Below are 19,732 nucleotides of genomic sequence, written 5' to 3' on the forward strand. Positions count from 1 at the left end.
GCTCCGGGTGCTCCGGGTGCGCCCGGCGTGCCTTCCGGTCCCGGCATGCCGCCGCCTCCCCCGGCCGCTCCCGGTGCTCCGGGTGCGCAGGGCTCGGCGGGAGGTGCGGGCGGTGCCGTGCACCACGCGCAGACCGTGCTGGCCTCGCCCTCGGTGGGCGGTCCCGGCGGCATCGGTGCGCCGCCGCCCCCGCCGCCCCCGCCCGGTGCCGTGCCGCCGCCCGGGCAGCCCGTGCCCGGTCCGCCGCAGGCGTACGGCTATCCGCCGCAGCCCACCGGTCAGCCGACCGTCGGCCCCGGCTACCAGGCCGTACTGCGCTACCGCGCCCAGGACGGTTCCGAGCAGCAGCTGATCCGGCGTTCCGCGCCGGGGACGCCGCACCCGGAGTGGCAGATCTTCCACGAGCTGCGGTCCATGAACGTGCCCCCGGACCAGGTGCTGGAGCTGCACACCGAGCTGGAGTCCTGCGAACTGCCGGGCGCGTACTGCGCGCGGATGATCCGGGAGCAGTGGCCGCAGGCGCGGATCACCTCGATCGCGCCGTACGGGCTGGACCACGCGAGCCGGCAGCAGGGCATGCAGCAGTTGCTGGCGCACCAGGGCGAGCTGCACCAGGTGGCCGACGGGCCCGCGCGGCCGGCGCCGGTGCGTGCTCCGCTGCCCCAGGTGCAGCCGGTGCCGCCGGTTCCGCCGGAGGCCATCGGGCAGGAGCTGGCGGGCGCGTTCGGTCCGGGAGTCTTCCGGTTCGAGCAGGCCGCGGTGTCCCGGCAGGGTGTGCCGCCGGTCGTGGCGCACACGCTGGTGGCCGCGGGGCTGCCGATGGACATGGGTCCGTTCTTCTGGGCGCAGGCCCAGCCGGGGCGCCCGGTGCCGACACTGGCGGAGCTGGCGGCCGAGCGCGGGGTGCAGCCGGCCTCGGACGCGGGGTCGTACCTCGTCGTGGGCAGCGACTTCGGCCGGGCGGTCTGTGTGCAGTACGGGACGGCGGCCATCGTGGCGGTTCCGGTGGAGGCGGGTCCGGGCGGTGCGCCCGTGCCGCCGCAGTTCGTGAACACGGGGCTGCCGGAGTTCGCGCGCTGCCTGGCGCTGCTGGGCCGGATGTGGCGGCTCAGGTTCGGTCTGAACCAGGAGCAGGCGGGCCGCTGGACGGTGGACTTCCAGGCGCAGCTGGCCGCGCTGGACCCGGCGGCGCTCGGGTCGCCGGAGAGCTGGTGGTCCGTGCTGCTGGAGCAGATGTGGGACGGGCTGCTGTGAGGCGTTCGCGCCGCTGACGTACCCGACGGGCGGGGCCCGGTCGACCTGTGAGTCGACCGGGCCCCGCCCGTTCGTGTGCGGTGTGTCGGATTATGTGGGCTTACGTCTGGTCCATAAAGTCGGTCAGGTCCATGTGATGCGGCAGGTTCACCACAAGCGTGACGCGAAGGGTGATTCAGGGGTGATGAGCGTGAGCGGTGCATCGGCTTCTCCCCACGGTTTCGTGACCGTACGCGGGCGCGAGCGCGGTTACCGTCCCGAGCAGGTGGAGGCGTACGCCGCGGCCCTCTCCGAGGAGCGCGACGCGGCCTGGGAGCGGGCCGCCCGGCTCACCGTGCTGGCCAGGGAGATGGAGGAGGACCTGGGCGACCTGGAGGAGGTGGTCGCGCAACTCGCCCCGCAGGACTACGAGGTGCTGGGGGAGCGCGCGCGAGACCTGTTCCGGCTCGGCGAGGAGGAGGCAGCGGCGGTACGGGATCGGGCGCGCGGTGCCGCGGAGGAACTGCTGGAGGACGCGCGGGCGTACGCGGCCGGTGTGCGGGAGGCGGCACAGACGCATGCCGACGCCGTACGCGCCGAGGCCGACGAACGGGCCAGGCAGCGGCTGCTCGCGGCGCGCGCGGAGGCCGACGAGGCGCGGATCGAGGCGCGGCGCGAGGTGAAGGCGGGGCGCGCGGAGGCGCTGTCAGCGCTGCGCGAGATGCGCAGGCGCAGCGCCGGAGCGGCCGCCGAGCAGAGCAAGGAACTGGCCGGGCGGTGGGCCGACGCCGAGCGGGCCGAGGAGGAGCGCGCGCGGGCCCTGGACGCCCGTCACGAGGAGTTGGTGGCGCGCGCGGAGCAGGGACTGCGCGACGCCGAGCAGGAACTGGCCGACGCCGGGGAGGCGGCCGAGCGGCGGCAGGAGGAGGCCCGCGCCCGGGCGGCCGAGGTGGTCGCCGAGGCTCGGGCGCATAGCGAGCGCATCGCCCGCGACACGGAACGGGTGCTGCGCGAGCACGGGGAGCGGTGGGACGAGTTGCAGGCCCACATGGCCTCCGTACGGAGCAATCTCAGCTCGCTGACGGGGCGGGCGGTGGAGTAACCCCCAGGCAGTGGCCGGGCCGGTGGGTCGGGCCGGACCGCCGACGGGCCGGACCGCGGTCCGCCGGTGCCGTTGCCGGTGCCCGCGCCCGTGCCGCGGTCCGTCGCCCCTGCGGACCGCGCCCGCCAGGATCCAGCCCTCCACCGCCTCCTAGTGCCGGCGCTGGTCCCGCGCCTCGCGCCGGCCGGAGCGCAGCGTGCCGCGCCAGCCGCAGGCGAAACCCAGCGGGATGGAGACCAGGCCCGTCGTGGTGAACGGGGTGTGCGGTGGGTGGTGGGGTGGGGGTGCGGGGCGTACGGGGACGCGGGCGGGGGCGGGCGGTGCGGGTACGACGGGGCCATGTACCCGGCCCCGCGCGCCCTCGCTTCCGCTTGCCCCTGACGTCGCGTGAGGGTGGACAGTCGATGCGTCCCGGGGTGGAGGACGACCCCGAGACCGCTCCACCGAAGGGTGGACTGCCCCTAGGGGTACCTCCGTACTACGGGTCGGGGAGGGTTCGTACCGACGGAGGACGAGAGGGGCCCGGCGGCGTCCTTAGTCTGGCTTTACGCCGCTGGGGGGCGGTGAACCGGACTCGCGGGGGTGGGGTTTTCCCCAGGAGAAGACTGCGCTGAACACCAGCGCGGTCGACCCCCGGCTCCGGACAGACTCTTCGAGACGGCAGCGCGGCACCCGCGACCCAGCACACCACGACGGTCGCGGCACCGGCGGCTCACTCGATGACCGACATAGGAGACTTGACATGACATCGGCCGTAAGTATTCCCACGCACGGGAGCACTGGAGGGCGTACGGCCGTTGCCGCGCGAGCGCGGCAGGTCGTGAAGGCCTACGGATCGGGCGAGACCCGGGTGGTCGCCCTCGACCACGTGGACGTGGACATCGCGCGCGGCCAGTTCACCGCGATCATGGGCCCTTCGGGATCCGGCAAGTCCACACTGATGCACTGCCTGGCCGGCCTGGACACGGTGACCAGCGGGCAGATCTACCTGGACGAGACCGAGATCACCGGTCTGAAGGACAAGAAGCTCACGCAGCTGCGCCGGGACCGGATCGGCTTCATCTTCCAGGCGTTCAACCTGCTCCCGACGCTCAACGCGATCGAGAACATCACGCTGCCCATGGACATCGCCGGCCGCAAGTACGACCGCGCCTGGCTGGACCGGGTCGTGGAGACCGTGGGGCTCGCCGGGCGGCTCAAGCACCGGCCCACCCAGCTCTCCGGCGGCCAGCAGCAGCGGGTCGCGGTGGCGCGGGCCCTCGCCGCCCGCCCGGAGATCATCTTCGGTGACGAGCCGACCGGAAACCTGGACTCGCGCGCGGGTGCCGAAGTGCTCGGCTTCCTGCGCCGGTCGGTCACCGAACTGGGCCAGACCATCGTGATGGTCACCCACGACCCGGTGGCCGCCAGCTACGCGGACCGGGTGCTGTACCTCGCCGACGGCCGGATCGTGGACGAGATGTACAAGCCGACCGCCGAGGCCGTCCTCGACCGCATGAAGGACTTCGACGCCCGGGGGCGCACGTCATGACCGTCGTGAAGACCTCGATGCGCAACTTCTTCGCGCACAAGGGCCGCATGGCGCTCTCGGCGGTGGCGGTGCTGCTGTCCGTGGCGTTCGTGTGCGGCACCCTGGTGTTCACCGACACGATGAACACCACCTTCGACAAGCTCTTCGCGGTCACCTCGTCGGACGTGACGGTGGCCCCGAAGGGCGCCAAGGCCGAGGACACCCCGCAGAACGGGGTGCCCGAGTCGCTGCCGGCGTCCACGCTGGAGAAGATCCGTTCGGTCGACGGCGTGAAGTCGGCCGAGGGCGCGGTCGTCTCGATGAACGTGACCGTCGTCAACGCCGACAACGACAACGTGGGGGCCACCAGCGGCGCCCCGACCCTCGCCGGGAACTGGACCAGGAACGACCTGCGGTCCATGGAGATCACCTCGGGACACGCCCCGCGCGGCCCGACCGAGACGATGGTCGACTCCGACACCGCCGACAAGCACGACCTGAAGATCGGCGACGAGCTGCGCACCATCGCGCAGACCGGCGACTTCAAGGCCAGGATCGTCGGCATCGCCTCCTTCACCGTCACCAACCCCGGTGCCGCGGTCGTCTACTTCGACACCCCCACCGCCCAGCGTGAACTGCTCGGCGGCCCGGACCGGTTCAGCCAGTTCAACGTCACCGCCGCCGCCGGTGTCACCGACGCGCGGCTCAAGCAGAACGTCTCCGGCGCACTGGGCGACACGTTCAAGATCCAGACGGCCAAGGAGGCGTCGGACGAAGGCCGCGAGGACGTCGGCGAGTTCATGGACGTCATCAAGTACGCCATGCTCGGCTTCGCCGGGATCGCGTTCCTGGTCGGCATCTTCCTGATCATCAACACCTTCTCCATGCTGGTCGCCCAGCGCACCCGGGAGATCGGTCTGATGCGGGCCATCGGCTCCTCCCGCCGGCAGGTCAACCGCTCGGTGCTGGTCGAGGCGCTCCTCCTCGGCATCGTCGGTTCGGTCCTCGGCGTCGCGGCCGGTGTCGGCATCGCCGTCGGCCTGATGAAGCTGATGTCGGCGGCGGGCATGAACCTGTCCACCGACGATCTGACCATCAAGACGGCGACCCCCGTGATCGGCCTGGTCCTGGGCGTCGTGGTCACCGTCCTGGCCGCCTACCTGCCCGCCCGCCGGGCCGGCAGGATCTCCCCGATGGCCGCCCTGCGCGACGCCGGCACCCCGGCCGACGGCAAGGCCGGCTGGATACGCGGCCTGATCGGCCTGGTGCTCACCGGCGCCGGTGTCGGCGCCCTGCTCACGGCCGCCTCCGCCGACAAGGCGAGCGACGGTTCCCTGATGCTCGGCGCGGGCATCGTGCTCTCCCTCATCGGCTTCGTCGTCATCGGCCCGCTGCTGGCCGGCTTCGTGGTCCGGGTGATCAGCGCGGTGCTGCTGCGGGCCTTCGGACCCGTGGGCCGCCTGGCCGAGCGCAACGCCCTGCGCAACCCGCGCCGCACCGGCGCCACCGGCGCCGCCCTGATGATCGGCCTCGCACTGGTGGCCTGCCTGTCCGTCGTCGGCTCCTCCATGGTCGCCTCGGCCACCAGCGAGCTGGACAAGACGGTCGGCGCGGACTTCATCGTCCAGGGCAACCAGCGGATCGTGCCGCCGGCCGAGAAGGCCATGACCGACACGCCCGGCCTGGAGCACGTCACCCGCTACAAGGTGCTCGACGCCACGCTGACCACGCCCGACGGCAAGACGGACGACGACGGCGTCACGGCCGCCGACCCGACCTACGCCGAGGACGTGCGCCGGGTGACGACGGAGGGCAAGCTCTCCGCGGCCTACGGCACCGACGCCATGTCGGTCGGCTCGGACTACGCCGCGAAGCACGGCGTGCACGTCGGCGACACCCTCACCGTCGCCTTCAAGGGCGGCGAGAGGGCGAAGCTCAAGGTCGCCGCGATCACCAGCGACGACGTGGCCATCGACCAGGGCGCCCGGTACATCGGCATCGAGACGATGAAGAAGTACCTGCCGGCCGAGAACGTCCCGCCGAACACGATCATGTTCGCCAAGGCGAAGGACGGCCAGGCCGACCAGGCGTACGCCGCGCTGAAGAAGTCGCTGGACGCCTACCCGCAGTACCAGGTGGCCGACCAGACCGACTACAAGCAGGAGCTGAAGGACCAGATCGGCCAGCTCCTGAACATGGTCTACGGCCTGCTCGCCCTCGCGATCATCGTCGCCGTCCTCGGTGTCGTGAACACCCTGGCGCTGTCGGTGGTGGAGCGGACCCGGGAGATCGGCCTGATGCGGGCCATCGGCCTCTCCCGCCGCCAGCTGCGCCGCATGATCCGCATGGAGTCCGTGGTCATCGCCCTCTTCGGTGCCCTGCTCGGCCTCGGCCTGGGCATGGGCTGGGGCGCCACGGCCCAGAAGCTGCTCGCCCTGGAGGGCCTGAACGTCCTCGACATCCCCTGGCCGACGATCATCGGTGTGTTCATCGGCTCGGCCTTCGTGGGCCTGTTCGCCGCCCTGGTCCCGGCCTTCCGGGCGGGCCGCATGAACGTCCTGAACGCCATCGCGACGGAGTGACACCCGACCCGAGAGCCACCGCACACGGGGGTTGCGGGGGAGGGCCCGGCGCCGACGTCCCAGGGGACGGAGGCGCCGGGCCTCTTTCGGGTTCACTTCTGGACCCACCGAGTCCGGTGGTGGCGGGCGTCGTCCACAGCCCCCGACGCCGGCGAGCAGACCGACGTAACCTGGACACCCCCGACCCTCACCGAGTCGGGCTACTCGTGTTGCCCCACCCCACCCACCCCAGGACGGAAGCGCCCCCTCCATGAGCCTGCACGGTCTGCTAGACGCCGTCGTCAAGGACACCGCCCTCGCGGAAGCGATCTCGGCGGCCGCAGACGGCAACCGCATGCACGTCGACCTGGTCGGCCCGCCCGCCGCCCGGCCCTTCGCGATCGCCGCCCTGGCCCGCGAGACGGGCCGCCCGGTGCTGGCGGTGACGGCGACGGGACGTGAGGCGGAGGATCTGGCGGCGGCGCTGCGCTCCCTGCTGCCGCCCGAGGGCATCGTGGAGTACCCGTCCTGGGAGACCCTCCCGCACGAGCGGCTCAGCCCCCGCAGCGACACCGTCGGCCGCCGCCTGGCCGTCCTGCGGCGCCTGGCCCACCCCCGCCCCGACGACCCCGAGACCGGCCCGGTCTCGGTCGTCGTCGCACCCGTGCGCTCCGTGCTCCAGCCGCAGGTCAAGGGCCTGGGCGACCTGGAGCCGGTGGCCCTGCGCACCGGGCAGAGCGCCGACCTGGAACAGGTCGTCCAGGCGCTGGCGGCAGCGGCGTACGCGCGGGTCGAGCTGGTGGAGAAGCGCGGCGAGTTCGCCGTGCGCGGCGGCATCCTGGACGTGTTCCCGCCGACCGAGGAGCATCCGCTCCGGGTCGAGTTCTGGGGCGACGACGTCGAGGAGATCCGCTACTTCAAGGTCGCCGACCAGCGTTCCCTGGAGGTCGCCGAACACGGCCTGTGGGCCCCGCCCTGCCGTGAGCTGCTGCTGACCCGGGACGTGCGCGAGCGGGCCGCCGCCCTCGCCGAGGACCACCCGGAGCTGGGCGAACTGCTCGGGAAGATCGCCGAGGGCATCGCGGTGGAGGGCATGGAGTCCCTGGCCCCGGTCCTCGTGGACGACATGGAGCTGCTCCTGGACGTGCTGCCCAAGGGCTCGATGTCCCTGGTCTGCGACCCGGAGCGGGTGCGCACCCGGGCCGCCGACCTGGTGGCGACGTCCCAGGAGTTCCTCCAGGCGTCCTGGGCGGCCACCGCGGGCGGCGGCGAGGCGCCGATCGACGTGGACGCGGCCTCCCTGTGGTCCATCGCCGACGTCCGGGAGCGGGCCCGCGAGCTGGACATGATGTGGTGGTCGGTCTCGCCGTTCGCCGCCGACGACGCGCTGGACGACGCCGACACCCTCAAGCTCGGCATGCACGCCCCCGAGACCTACCGGGGCGACACGGCCAAGGCGCTGGCCGACACCAAGGGCTGGCTCGCCGACGGCTGGCGCGCGGTCTACGTCACCGAGGCCCACGGCCCCGCGTCCCGCACCGTCGAGGTCCTCGGCGGCGAGGGCATCGCCGCCCGCCTCGACCACGACCTCGGCACCCTCAGCCCCTCCGTCGTGCACGTCTCCTGCGGCTCGATCGACCACGGCTTCGTCGACCCGGCCCTCAAGCTCGCCGTGCTCACCGAGACCGACCTGACCGGCCAGAAGGCCGCCGGACGCGAGGGCGCCCGGATGCCCGCCCGGCGCCGCAAGACCATCGACCCGCTCACCCTGGAGGCGGGCGACTACATCGTCCACGAGCAGCACGGCGTCGGCCGCTACATCGAAATGGTGCAGCGCACCGTCCAGGGCGCCACCCGCGAGTACCTGGTCGTGGAGTACGCCCCCGCCAAGCGCGGCCAGCCCGGCGACCGCCTCTACATCCCCACCGACCAGCTGGAGCAGATCACCAAGTACGTCGGCGGCGAGGCCCCCACCCTGCACCGCCTCGGCGGCGCCGACTGGACCAAGACCAAGGCCCGCGCCAAGAAGGCCGTCAAGGAGATCGCCGCCGACCTGATCAAGCTGTACAGCGCGCGGATGGCGGCGCCCGGCCACGCGTTCGGCGCGGACACCCCCTGGCAGCGCGAGCTGGAGGACGCCTTCCCCTACGCGGAGACCCCGGACCAGCTCACCACGATCGCCGAGGTCAAGGACGACATGGAGAAGACGGTCCCGATGGACCGCCTGATCTGCGGCGACGTCGGCTACGGCAAGACGGAGATCGCGGTCCGCGCCGCCTTCAAGGCCGTCCAGGACGGCAAGCAGGTCGCCGTGCTCGTCCCCACCACCCTGCTGGTGCAGCAGCACTTCGGGACGTTCGGCGAGCGCTACGCCCAGTTCCCGGTGAACGTGAAGGCGCTGTCCCGCTTCCAGGGCGACACCGAGTCGAAGGCGACCCTGGAGGGTCTGCGGGAGGGCTCGGTGGACATCGTCATCGGCACCCACCGCCTGTTCTCCGCCGAGACGAAGTTCAAGGACCTCGGGCTGGTCATCGTCGACGAGGAGCAGCGCTTCGGCGTCGAGCACAAGGAGCAGCTCAAGAAGCTGCGCGCCAACGTCGACGTGCTCACCATGTCCGCCACCCCCATCCCGCGCACCCTGGAGATGGCCGTCACCGGCATCCGCGAGATGTCCACGATCACCACCCCGCCGGAGGAGCGCCACCCGGTGCTGACCTTCGTCGGCCCTTACGAGCACAAGCAGATCGGTGCCGCCATCCGCCGCGAGCTGCTGCGCGAGGGCCAGGTCTTCTACATCCACAACCGCGTCGAGTCCATCGACCGCGCGGCGGCCAAGCTCCGCGAGATCGTCCCCGAGGCGCGCATCGCCACCGCCCACGGCCAGATGTCGGAGCAGGCCCTGGAGCAGGTCGTCGTCGACTTCTGGGAGAAGAAGTTCGACGTGCTGGTCTCCACGACCATCGTCGAGTCCGGCATCGACATCTCCAACGCCAACACCCTCATCGTCGAGCGCGGCGACAACTTCGGCCTCAGCCAGCTCCACCAGCTGCGCGGCCGCGTCGGCCGAGGCCGGGAGCGCGGCTACGCCTACTTCCTGTACCCGCCGGAGAAGCCCCTGACGGAGACCGCGCACGAGCGGCTCGCCACCATCGCCCAGCACACCGAGATGGGCGCGGGCATGTACGTGGCGATGAAGGACCTGGAGATCCGCGGCGCCGGCAACCTGCTCGGCGGCGAGCAGTCCGGCCACATCGCCGGCGTCGGCTTCGACCTGTACGTACGGATGGTCGGCGAGGCCGTCGCCGACTACCGGGCCTCCCTGGAGGGCGGTGTGGAGGAGGAGCCGCCGCTGGAGGTGAAGATCGAGCTGCCCGTCGACGCGCACGTCCCGCACGACTACGCGCCCGGCGAGCGGCTGCGCCTCCAGGCGTACCGGTCCATCGCCTCCGCCAACAGCGAGGCGGACGTCAAGGCCGTACGGGAGGAACTCGTCGACCGGTACGGCAAGTTGCCCGAGCCGGTGGAGAACCTGCTGCTGGTGGCGGGTCTGCGCATGCTCGCGCGGGCGTGCGCCGTCGGCGAGATCGTGCTCCAGGGCAACAACATCCGTTTCGCGCCGGTGGAGTTGCGCGAGTCCCAGGAGCTGAGGCTCAAGCGGCTCTACCCGGGCAGCGTCATCAAGTCGGGCACGCACCAGGTGCTCGTACCGCGCCCGAAGACCGCGAAGGTGGGCGGCAAGCCGCTGGTCGGGCGGGAACTGCTCGGCTGGGTGGGCGAGTTCCTCACCTCGATCCTGGGTTCCTAGCCCGCACACGGGAAGCCGTCCACGGGGACAGTTCCGTGGACGGCTTCGACGTGTCCGGGTTACGGGAAGCGGCTACTGCCGCTCCCGGCCGCCGCCCTGCTCGCGCCCGAAGCCGAGTTTGCCCTCGGCCTGCTGCTGCGCGGCGTCGACCTGCTTCTCGTACTTGCCGCCGGTCCTCTGGTTGACCTGGCGTTCGGCGGTGTCGGACATCTTCCTTGACTTGTCCTTGTCCTTGCCCGCCATGCTCTTCATCTTGTCGAGGATGCCCATGCAGAGCTCCTTCCGAGACGTGACTCACTGTCGACCGTACGACAGATATGTCTCGTGTGCCCACTAACGCCCATCTAAGGCCCCCTATGGCCCGGACCCCTCCCTCGCTACGGTGGTGGCCGCGAACGGCAAGGGGAGGGGCGCGCATGAGGCGGCACAGCAGGATCCGTACCGGATGGGCCGCCGGGGCGGCCCTCGCCCTGGCCCTGGTGACCGGCTGCGAAGGCCTGGACGCGGGCGACGGCGCCCCGGCCTCGGGCGGCGGCGCCGAGGCCCCCGCCTCCGGCCACGCCGTCAGCCCGCTGGACAACCCGGACGGCACCGAACCGGGCCTCGCCCCGGTCACGGGCGAGAGCCCGCGGGCGACGGCCCGCAAGCTGATCGACGGACTGAAGACCAAGGGGCGCGGCCCCAGGACGGGGTACGACCGCGACGAGTTCGGCTACGCCTGGATGGACACCGCCGACGGTGTCCCGCTCGCCCGCAACGGCTGCGACACCCGCAATGACCTGCTGAAACGCGACGGGCAGCAGGTGCGCTTCAAGCCCGGCTCGGACTGCGTGGTCATCGCGATGACGCTGGACGACCCGTACACCGGGACGAGTGTCGAGTGGCGCAAGCAGAAGGCGAGCGAGGTCCAGATCGACCACGTCGTGCCGCTGTCCTACAGCTGGCAGATGGGCTCCTCGCGCTGGCCCGAGAACAAGCGTGAGCAGCTGGCCAACGACCCGCTCAACCTCCTCCCCGTCGAGGGCCGCGCCAACTCCGCCAAGCGCGACTCCGGGCCGGCCTCCTGGCTGCCGCCCACCAAGTCGATCCGGTGCGCGTACGCCGTCCGCTTCGCCCAGGTCGCCGTCAAGTACGAGCTGGCGGTGACCGAGGCGGACCGGTCGATGATGTCGAAGCAGTGCCGGGGCTGACGCCTCCACCGCGCCGGTGTCGTCAGCGCCCCGAGGGCCGGGCGGAGCGGGGCCGCGCTGCGGTCGGCCGAGGCGTCCCGGGGACGAGGGCGGGCGCCCCGTGGCTCCGTGAACGGTTCGCGCGGTCCGGCGCTCAGAACTGGCCGTTGCCGAGCAGTTCGCCGTCGGCGTCGTAGATCGTGACGAGGCCGTTCTCACTGTCCTTCCAGTCGGCGAACGCGGAGGCGATGAGCTCGGCCGGGCCCGTGCCCTCGCCCATGATGCCGCCGGTGAAGTCGGTGTAGACGTCGGCGGCGTCGAGGATGTCGTTCTGCTCGTCGGCGCCCTGCACCTTGGTGACGTGGGAGACGGCGTCCTTCTCCTTGGGCGCGCCGTTCTTCCGCACGAACGCCTTGAACTGCTCGGCCTGGGACGCCTTCTCGACGGCCTTGTCCTCGGCGGGCTTCGCGTCGGACGCGCCGTCCGACTTCTCGCCGCCGTCCGTCTTCGCGCCGTCGCCCGCCTTCTCGCCCGAACTCGCGGAGGTCCGGCCGCCGCTCTCGGCGCCGCCGTCCCCGTCGCCCGAGTTCGCCGACAACGCGCCGATGACGGCGATCCCCACCACGGCACCCAGCGCGATCTTGGTCTTCATGCCCATGACGTCAGTCCTCTCCCCAGAGACAGATCAATCGACCGTGAACCGAAGCCCGTCGCCTCGGCCGGTTCGATGTGTCAATGAGACCAGAGGTTGTGAACCGAGTCAACACGGTTCACGGGAGTGTGGCAGTACACGACGTGAACCGGAGTCCGGCCGTGTTCACCGGTAGGATCGGCGTCACACACCAGGACGAGGGGGCCCCGAGCGTGCAGGACAACGGGACAGAGGTGACCGCCGCCGGTATCGCCCGGCTCGCCGGCGTCGGCCGCGCCGCCGTCAGCAACTGGCGCCGCCGCCACGCGGACTTCCCCCAACCGGTCGGCGGCACCGAGACCAGCCCGTCCTTCGCCCTCGCCGACGTCGAGGCGTGGCTGCGCGCCCAGGGCAAACTCGCCGAGATCCCCCCACGCGAACGCGTCTGGCAGCAACTCCTCGGCCACCCCGAGGGACCGGCCGCCGCCCTGGTGCACGCCGGCTGCGCCCTCCTGCTCGTCCACGACCGCCCGACGCTCTGGCTGGAGGCGAGCGCCGGCTCCGACGAACGCCTCGCCGCCGCGCTGCCCGCCGCCCTCGACCAGGTGCTCGACGCCCGCTTCGGCCCCGGCCCCGAGCGTGCCGTCACCACCCCGGCCGGCCCCCGGCTGCTCCCCTCCGCACCCCTCCTGCGCGGCGCCGCCGAACTGGCCGCCGGACCGGGCGCCCGCAAGGCGTACGAGTTCCTGCTCGGCCGGCACCTCGACGCCAACCCGCGGCAGTACACGCTCACCCCGGACCCCCTCGCCGAGCTGATGGCGGAACTCGCCGGCCCCGCGCGCACGGTCCTCGACCCCGCCTGTGGCACCGGGTCCCTGCTCCGCGCCGCCGCCGGCACCTCCCGGCCCGGACAGGAGCTGTACGGCCAGGACAGCGACCCCGCACTGGCCGCCCTCACCGCGCTGCGCCTCGCCCTGAGCACGGACGCCGCCGTGCGGATCGCCGCCGGAGACAGCCTGCGCGCGGACGCCCGCACCGGACTGCGCGCCGACACCGCGCTGTGCCACCCGCCGTTCAACGAGCGCAACTGGGGCCACGACGAACTCGCCTACGACTCCCGCTGGGAGTACGGCTTCCCGGCCCGCACCGAGTCCGAACTGGCCTGGGTGCAGCACGCCCTGGCCCGGGTCAGGGACGGCGGCACCGTCGTCGTCCTCATGCCGCCCGCAGCCGCCTCCCGCCGCTCCGGCCGCCGGATCCGCGCCGACCTGCTGCGCCGGGGCGCCCTGCGCGCCGTGATCGCCCTGCCGGTCGGCGCGGCACCTCCGTACAACCTCCCCCTGCACCTGTGGGTGCTGCGCCGCCCCGAGCGGGCGCCCGCGCAGCCCGGGCTGCTGCTCGCCGACGCGGGGCAGTTCGCCGGGGAGGGGCGCGGCGGACCGGACTGGCGGGCCGTGCGGGAGGCCGTGCTCGACGCCTGGGCCGACTTCGACCGCACCGGACGGCTCGACGACCGGCCCGGCCTGGCCCGCTGCGTGCCCGTCATCGAACTCCTCGACGACGACGTCGACCTGACCCCGGCCCGCCACCTGCCGCCCCCCGACGCCACCGGCGGCACCGGACGGCTCGCGGACGTGCGCGAGCGCCTGGACGAGACCCTGCGGCTGACCGCGGAACTCGCCCCCGCGACCCCCGGCACCGGACGCCCCGCGCCCCACCGGCCGCTCACCACCGTCGGTGAACTCGCCCGCGGCGGCGCCCTCACCCTGTACACCGGGACGAACGCCGGCCACGCGCGCGTACCCCTGCTCACCGACCACGACGTCCTCACCGGCACCGGCCCCTCGGGCACCCTCCCGGAGGGCGACGAGGAACCCGTGCTGACCGAACCCGGCGACGTCGTCGTGCCCGTGCTCGGCGGCGGCTCCGTCGCGCGCGTGATCGACGACGCCACGGCCGGCGCCGCCCTCGGGCGCAACCTCGTCCTGCTGCGCCCCGACCCCGCCGCCCTCGACCCCTGGTTCCTCGCCGGGTTCCTGCGCGGCACCGCCAACCACCGGCAGGCCAGCAGCTACGCCTCCACCGCCAGCCGCCTCGACGTACGGCGCCTCCAACTGCCCCGGCTGCCCCTCGACGCCCAGCACGGCTACGGGGACCGCTTCCGCGCCCTCGACGCGTTCGAGCGCGCGCTGCGGCGCGCGGGCCGCCTCGGGGAACAGCTGGTGCGAGGCATGTACGACGGGCTCACGGACGGCACGGTCGCCCCCGACTGAACGGCCCCGCGCGGGCCGAATGACCAGGACGACAACGGTTCGGCCCAACCCTGACCCGTTGTCCGTCCGGGCCTATACGCTTCGACTCCCACTCCGAACGGCTCGGTCCGTTCGCCACGTCGGCATCACCGGTCCAGGAGCAGTCATGTACGGCAACAGCGCCGGGCCGCCGCCCACCCGCGGCGCGGCCACTGTCATCACCCTGCGTGTGCTGTACGCCGCCGCCGGTTTCCTGACGTGCGGTCTGCTCGCCTGCGTACCCCTGTTCCGGGTCGCCGTCCTGCGCGGCCGCTGGTACGACTGGACGGCCGCCTGGGTGAGCATGCCCCTGTCCATCGCCTGCCTCGCCGTGGTCGGTTCGTTGCCCGAGACGGACCACCGGACGGACGCCGCGATGGCCGGGCTCCTGCTCATAGGGGCGGCGGCCACCGCGCACTTCCTGGTGGTCGACATACGCCTGCACGCCGCCCCGCGCCCCTTCGCCGGCCATCAGCCGCCCCACGCCCCCGTCGTCGCCCCGCACCCCGGTCCGGCGTACCCCGCGGGACCGTATGCGCCGCCACCGGCCGTGCAGCACCCCGTCGCTCCGCCGCCGCACCACTCGGCCCCCGCCCGCATCGACCAGGTCCGCGCCGAACTCGACGAGCTCAGCGACTACCTGCGCCACCACGACGGCAGCCACCACGACGGCCGCGACGGCCACCACCAGGGCGGAAGGTGACCGTGGCGGCGGGACGCGTCGTCGCCGGCCGGTACGAGCTGTCCACGCTCATCGGCCAGGGCGGCATGGGACAGGTCTGGACGGCCTACGACCGGCGCCTCGACCGGCGCGTGGCCGTGAAGCTGCTGCGCCCCGACAAGGTGGCCGGCCAGGAGGCCGACGAACTGCGCCGCCGGTTCGTGCGCGAGTGCCGGATCACCGCACAGGTCGACCACCCCGGCCTGGTCACCGTGCACGACGCGGGCAGCGAGGGCGAGGAGCTGTTCCTCGTCATGCAGTACGTCGACGGCGCCGACCTCTCCGACCACCTCGCCGAGCACGAGCCCTACCCGTGGCAGTGGGCCGTCGCGGTCGCCGCCCAGCTGTGCGCCGTCCTGAGCGCCGTGCACGCCGTGCCGATCGTCCACCGCGACCTCAAACCGCGCAACGTCATGGTCAAGCAGGACGGCACCGTCACCGTCCTCGACCTCGGCGTCGCCTCCGTCATGGACGCCGACACCACCCGCCTCACCCACACCGGCACCCCCATCGGCTCGCCCGCCTACATGGCGCCCGAGCAGGCCATGGGCGGCGCCGTCGGCCCGTACACCGACCTGTACGCACTCGGCGTACTGCTCCACGAACTGCTCAGCGGCGACGTCCCGTTCGCGGGCTCGACGGCCCTCGGCGTCCTCCACCGGCACCTGTACGAACCACCGCTGCCGGTGCGCCGCATCCGCCCCGAGGTCCCCGAAGCCCTCGAAGCACTCGTCCTGCGCCTGCTCGCCAAGGACCCGCAGCACCGCCCCGACTCCGCCCAGGAGGTCTACGAGCACCTCGCGCTGCTGCTGCCCGCGCGCGGCATGCCCACCGGCGGCCCCCTCGACCCCACCCGCCCCTTCGTACGCCCGCACGCCCCCTGGCCCGACCGCGCCCGCACCCCCGCGCCGCGGCCCGCGCCCGTACCGGCCGCCGCCGAGGCCGGGAAGCCGGACGTCGCCCGCGCCGTCGACGACGTCAAGCGCCTCCTCGGCGAGGGCCGCATCACCCAGGCCGTCGACATCCTCGGCGCGATCCTGCCCGCCGCCGCCGAACAGCACGGCGAACGCTCCCCGGTCGTGCGCACCCTGCGCAAGCAGTACGCGGCGACCCTCCTGGACGACGGCCAGTACCGTCGTGCCCTGCCCGAACTGCGCCGCCTCGCCGACGAACGCGCCGCCGAGGCCGGCCAGGCCGACCCGCAGTCCCTGCGCCACCGCTACGACGCCGCCCAGTGCCTGGAACAGCTCGGCGAACCCGCCGCCGCCCTCGCCGAGTACCGGGCACTGCTGCCGTACTACGAGAACCAGTACGTCGCCGGAGACCCCGACCTCGCCCACGACGTCCGCCGCCGCATCGGCCACCTCCTGCTCGCCCTCGGCGACCGGGCCGCCGCCCACGACACGCTGGCCCGGCTGCTGCACGACGTGGAGCGCGTCCACGGCCCCGGCCACCCGCTCGCGGGCGACATCCGGCGCACCCTCCAGTGGCTCGGTCAGATGCGGGGCTGACGACCGCCGGTGCGCGCGGGGGCGAGGCGGTGCCCGAAGTCCTGATGAATCGTTGGTCCAATGGGTTGGCCAGAGCCGGGCCACTGCCTAACATCGATCACCGCAAGACTTTGTGCACCGTCGCACAATCTCCAAACGGGAGGTTCCCTTGCACCGCCGCCGCCGTCGCCCCGCGCTTCTCCTCACCGCCGCGATCGCCGCAGCGGCACCCCTGCTCACCGCCTGCGGCAACGACGCGCATCCGGGCGCGGCGGCCGTCGTCGGCGACCAGCGGATCACCGTCGCCCAGCTGGAGAACCGCGTCGACGAGGTGCGCGAGGCCCAGCGCGCCGCCGTCCCCGACGCCACCCAGTACCAGCAGGTCGTCGCCCGGACCGGCACCCTCACCCGCGACACCCTGCACGGCATGGTCCTCGACCGGGTCCTGCACCGCGCCGCCCAGGACGCCGGAGTGACCGTCAGCCGCAAGGAAGTGCAGGGCATGCGCGGCGAGCTGGAGAAGCAGGCCGGCGGCCCCGAGCAGCTGGAGACCGCCTGGCTCCAGCAGTACGGCGTCGCCCCCGACCGCCTCGACGACAACCTCCTCGTCCAGATCGAGGCCCAGAAGCTCGCCCAGAGCCTCGGCACCGACACCAGCCGGCCCGAGTTCTGGCAGGCCCTGTCCGAGGCCTCCAAGAAGCTCGACGTCGACCTCAACCCGCGCTACGGCGCCTGGGACGTCCAGAAGAGCAGCCGCGTCGACACCCGGACGCCGTGGGTGCGGGAGATCACGGCGGCGGGGCCCCAGCAGCCGGCGTAGCCGCACCGACCTGCGGCGATACGGCCTCCTGTGGACAACTCGGGGGGCCGTCGGCGGCGTGCGTTAGGTTCGGAGAGTGAACGCAACCACCGCCGGCGCGACCGCCCCCGACCAGGGCCGCATCGTCCTGCTCACCACCAGCCACCGTGTCGCCCCCGGCCTGCTGTCCTGGCCCGCCTGGCAGGCCCTGCGCACCGCCGACCGCGTCCTGTGCGCCGACGGAGCCCACCCGCAGCTGCCGTACCTGCGCGAGGCGGGCATCCGGGTCGACGAGGCGGCCCCGACCGCCGAGGAGCTGGTGGACGCCTGCGCCGGCGGCCGCACCGCGGTGGTCGTCGCGACCGGCGAGGGCGACCCCGCGCTCACCGACGGCCTGGCCCGCCTCGCCGGTTCCGGCCGCGTCCCGATGCCCGACCTCGAACTGCTCCCCGCCTCCTACGACCTCCCGGGCGCCCGCCTCCTCGACCTCGTCCAGGTCATGGACCGCATCCGCCTCGAATGCCCCTGGTCCTCCCGGCGCACCCACAAGGGCCTGGCCAAGTACGCCATCGAGGAGGCGTACGAACTCGTCGAGGCCATCGAGGACGGCGACCGCGACGAGCTGCGGGAGGAGCTGGGCGACGTACTGCTCCAGGTCGTCTTCCACGCCCGTATCGCCGAGGAGGACCCCGACGCCCCGTTCTCCGTGGACGACGTGGCCGGCACCATCGTCGACAAGCTCGTCCACCGCCACCCGCACGTCTTCGGCGACGAGACGGCCGACACCCCCGAGGAGGTCCGGGAGCACTGGCTGCGCACCAAGGCCGCCGAGAAGCAGCGCACCTCGGTCACCGAGGGCGTCCCCCTCGGCCAGCCCGGCCTCGCCCTCGCCGCCAAGCTCGTCTCCCGGGTCCGCACCGCGGGCCTCGACGTCCCGCTGCCCTCCGGCGACGGCATCGGCTACGAACTGCTCGCCCTCGCCGCCCGCGCCGAGTCCGAGGGCACCGACCCCGAGGCGGCCCTGAGAGCGGCGGCCCGCACGTACCGGGACGCGATCCGGGCGGTCGAGGGATGACCGGCCGCCCGCCCATCCCCGGCCCTGCTTCCGGCCCCGCCCCCGAGCTGTTCACCTGGGAGTTCGCCAGCGACCCCTACCCGGCGTACGCCTGGCTGCGGGAACACGCCCCCGTGCACCGCACCCGGCTCCCCAGCGGGGTGGAGGCCTGGCTGGTCACCCGGTACGCCGACGCCAAGCAGGCCCTCGCCGACCCGCGGCTGTCCAAGAACCCTGAGCACCACGCCGAGCCCGCGCACGCCAAGGGCAAGACCGGCATTCCGGGGGAGCGGAAGGCCGAGCTGATGACCCATCTGCTGAACATCGACCCGCCCGACCACACCCGGCTGCGCCGACTGGTCAGCAAGGCGTTCACCCCCCGCCGGGTGGCCGAGTTCGCGCCCCGGGTGCAGGAGCTGGCCGACGGCCTCATCGACCGGTTCGCCGCCACCGGCTCCGCCGACCTGATCCACGAGTTCGCCTTCCCCCTGCCCATCTACGCCATCTGCGACCTGCTCGGCGTCCCCCGCGAGGACCAGGACGACTTCCGGGACTGGGCGGGCATGATGATCCGTCACGGAGGCGGCCCGCGGGGCGGCGTCGCCCGGTCGGTGAAGAAGATGCGCGGCTACCTCGCCGACCTCATCCACCGCAAGCGCGCCGCGCTGCCGCCCGAGCCGGCCCCCGGCGAGGACCTCATCTCCGGCCTGATCCGCGCCTCCGACCACGGCGAGCACCTCACCGAGAACGAGGCCGCGGCCATGGCCTTCATCCTGCTCTTCGCAGGTTTCGAGACCACGGTCAACCTCGTGGGCAACGGCACGTACGCCCTGCTCACCCACCCCGAGCAGCGGGAGCGGCTGCAGACCTCCCTGGCCGCCGGGGAACGCGGCCTGCTGGAGACCGGCGTCGAGGAACTCCTGCGCTACGACGGCCCGGTGGAGCTGGCCACCTGGCGCTTCGCCACCCGGCCGCTGACCCTCGGCGGACAGGACGTCGCGGCCGGCGACCCCGTCCTCGTCGTCCTCGCCGCCGCCGACCGGGACCCGGAGCGGTTCACCGACCCCGACACCCTCGACCTCGCCCGCCGCGACACCCAGCACCTCGGGTACGGCCACGGCATCCACTACTGCCTCGGCGCCCCGCTCGCCCGGCTGGAGGGACAGACGGCGCTGGCCACGCTCCTCACCCGGCTGCCGGACCTCCGCCTCGCCGCGGACCCGGCCGAACTCCGCTGGCGCGGCGGCCTCATCATGCGAGGTCTGCGCACCTTGCCGGTGGCGTTCACGCCGTTCGCGTCACCGGCCGACAACGGTCCGTCGACGACGCAAAAGTGACACGCGCTCAACTCTGTGATCTTCACGTG

At 73.1% G+C, this 19,732-nt stretch carries 14 protein-coding genes; 12 read left to right on the forward strand and 2 right to left on the reverse strand.

What is annotated here, in order from left to right; translation table 11 throughout:
- The 5 genes from BZZ08_RS12185 to mfd form a co-directional block, all read left to right on the forward strand.
- The coding region (locus tag BZZ08_RS12185; RefSeq protein ID WP_241965448.1) for an SUKH-4 family immunity protein at positions 1–1,254 on the forward strand (1,254 nt) is incomplete at its 5' end.
- Positions 1,255–1,444: 190 nt separating this feature from the next.
- The gene (locus tag BZZ08_RS12190; RefSeq protein ID WP_104632289.1) at positions 1,445–2,335 is read left to right on the forward strand and encodes a cellulose-binding protein; all 891 of its coding nucleotides are present in this window, start codon (positions 1,445–1,447) and stop codon (positions 2,333–2,335) included.
- A 742-nt stretch (positions 2,336–3,077) separates the two neighbouring features.
- Positions 3,078–3,866 carry an ABC transporter ATP-binding protein gene (locus tag BZZ08_RS12200; RefSeq protein ID WP_104632207.1) on the forward strand — a complete coding sequence of 263 codons (789 nt, stop codon included), beginning with the start codon at positions 3,078–3,080 and terminating at the stop codon, positions 3,864–3,866.
- Positions 3,863–6,427 carry an ABC transporter permease gene (locus tag BZZ08_RS12205; RefSeq protein WP_104632208.1) on the forward strand — a complete coding sequence of 855 codons (2,565 nt, stop codon included), beginning with the start codon at positions 3,863–3,865 and terminating at the stop codon, positions 6,425–6,427. Before BZZ08_RS12200 ends, BZZ08_RS12205 begins: the two co-directional genes overlap by 4 nt.
- A 250-nt stretch (positions 6,428–6,677) precedes the next feature.
- A complete protein-coding gene (mfd, locus tag BZZ08_RS12210; protein WP_104632209.1) occupies positions 6,678–10,211 on the forward strand; it encodes a transcription-repair coupling factor in 3,534 nt (1,177 codons plus the stop codon).
- A 72-nt stretch (positions 10,212–10,283) separates the two neighbouring features.
- On the opposite strand, the gene BZZ08_RS12215 is transcribed toward mfd, so the two are convergent.
- The gene (locus BZZ08_RS12215; RefSeq protein ID WP_104632210.1) at positions 10,284–10,481 is read right to left on the reverse strand and encodes an antitoxin; all 198 of its coding nucleotides are present in this window, start codon (positions 10,479–10,481) and stop codon (positions 10,284–10,286) included.
- 146 nt (positions 10,482–10,627) lie between these two features.
- Here BZZ08_RS12215 and BZZ08_RS12220 point away from each other — a divergent pair, with 146 nt between their 5' ends.
- Entirely contained in the window at positions 10,628–11,401 is a 774-nt protein-coding gene (locus BZZ08_RS12220; RefSeq protein WP_104632211.1) for an HNH endonuclease family protein, read from the forward strand.
- A 133-nt stretch (positions 11,402–11,534) separates the two neighbouring features.
- Here the strand turns inward: BZZ08_RS12220 and BZZ08_RS12225 are convergent, their stop codons facing one another.
- Positions 11,535–12,038 carry a hypothetical protein gene (locus tag BZZ08_RS12225; protein WP_104632212.1) on the reverse strand — a complete coding sequence of 168 codons (504 nt, stop codon included), beginning with the start codon at positions 12,036–12,038 and terminating at the stop codon, positions 11,535–11,537.
- Positions 12,039–12,244: 206 nt separating this feature from the next.
- Here BZZ08_RS12225 and BZZ08_RS12230 point away from each other — a divergent pair, with 206 nt between their 5' ends.
- The 6 genes from BZZ08_RS12230 (at position 12,245) to BZZ08_RS12255 (ending at position 19,703) form a co-directional block, all read left to right on the forward strand.
- The gene (locus BZZ08_RS12230) at positions 12,245–14,284 is read left to right on the forward strand and encodes an N-6 DNA methylase (protein ID WP_104632290.1); all 2,040 of its coding nucleotides are present in this window, start codon (positions 12,245–12,247) and stop codon (positions 14,282–14,284) included.
- A gap of 145 nt (positions 14,285–14,429) precedes the next feature.
- A complete protein-coding gene (locus BZZ08_RS12235) occupies positions 14,430–15,005 on the forward strand; it encodes a hypothetical protein (RefSeq protein ID WP_104632213.1) in 576 nt (191 codons plus the stop codon).
- A gap of 38 nt (positions 15,006–15,043) precedes the next feature.
- Positions 15,044–16,534 carry a serine/threonine protein kinase PkaE gene (pkaE, locus tag BZZ08_RS12240; protein WP_274543265.1) on the forward strand — a complete coding sequence of 497 codons (1,491 nt, stop codon included), beginning with the start codon at positions 15,044–15,046 and terminating at the stop codon, positions 16,532–16,534.
- 148 nt (positions 16,535–16,682) lie between these two features.
- Complete coding sequence (locus BZZ08_RS12245; RefSeq protein WP_104632215.1) at positions 16,683–17,333, forward strand: SurA N-terminal domain-containing protein; 651 nt, start codon at positions 16,683–16,685, stop codon at positions 17,331–17,333.
- Between the two features lie 76 nt (positions 17,334–17,409).
- Positions 17,410–18,387: a nucleoside triphosphate pyrophosphohydrolase gene (locus BZZ08_RS12250; RefSeq protein WP_104632216.1), complete on the forward strand. Its 978-nt coding sequence runs from the start codon at positions 17,410–17,412 to the stop codon at positions 18,385–18,387.
- On the forward strand, positions 18,384–19,703 hold the full coding sequence (locus BZZ08_RS12255; RefSeq protein ID WP_198601435.1) for a cytochrome P450 family protein: 1,320 nt from the start codon (positions 18,384–18,386) through the stop codon (positions 19,701–19,703). Before BZZ08_RS12250 ends, BZZ08_RS12255 begins: the two co-directional genes overlap by 4 nt.
- The last annotated feature ends 29 nt before the right edge of the window (positions 19,704–19,732 follow it).

The sequence above is a fragment of the Streptomyces sp. MH60 genome, assembly GCF_002939385.1.
Lineage (GTDB): Bacteria > Actinomycetota > Actinomycetes > Streptomycetales > Streptomycetaceae > Streptomyces.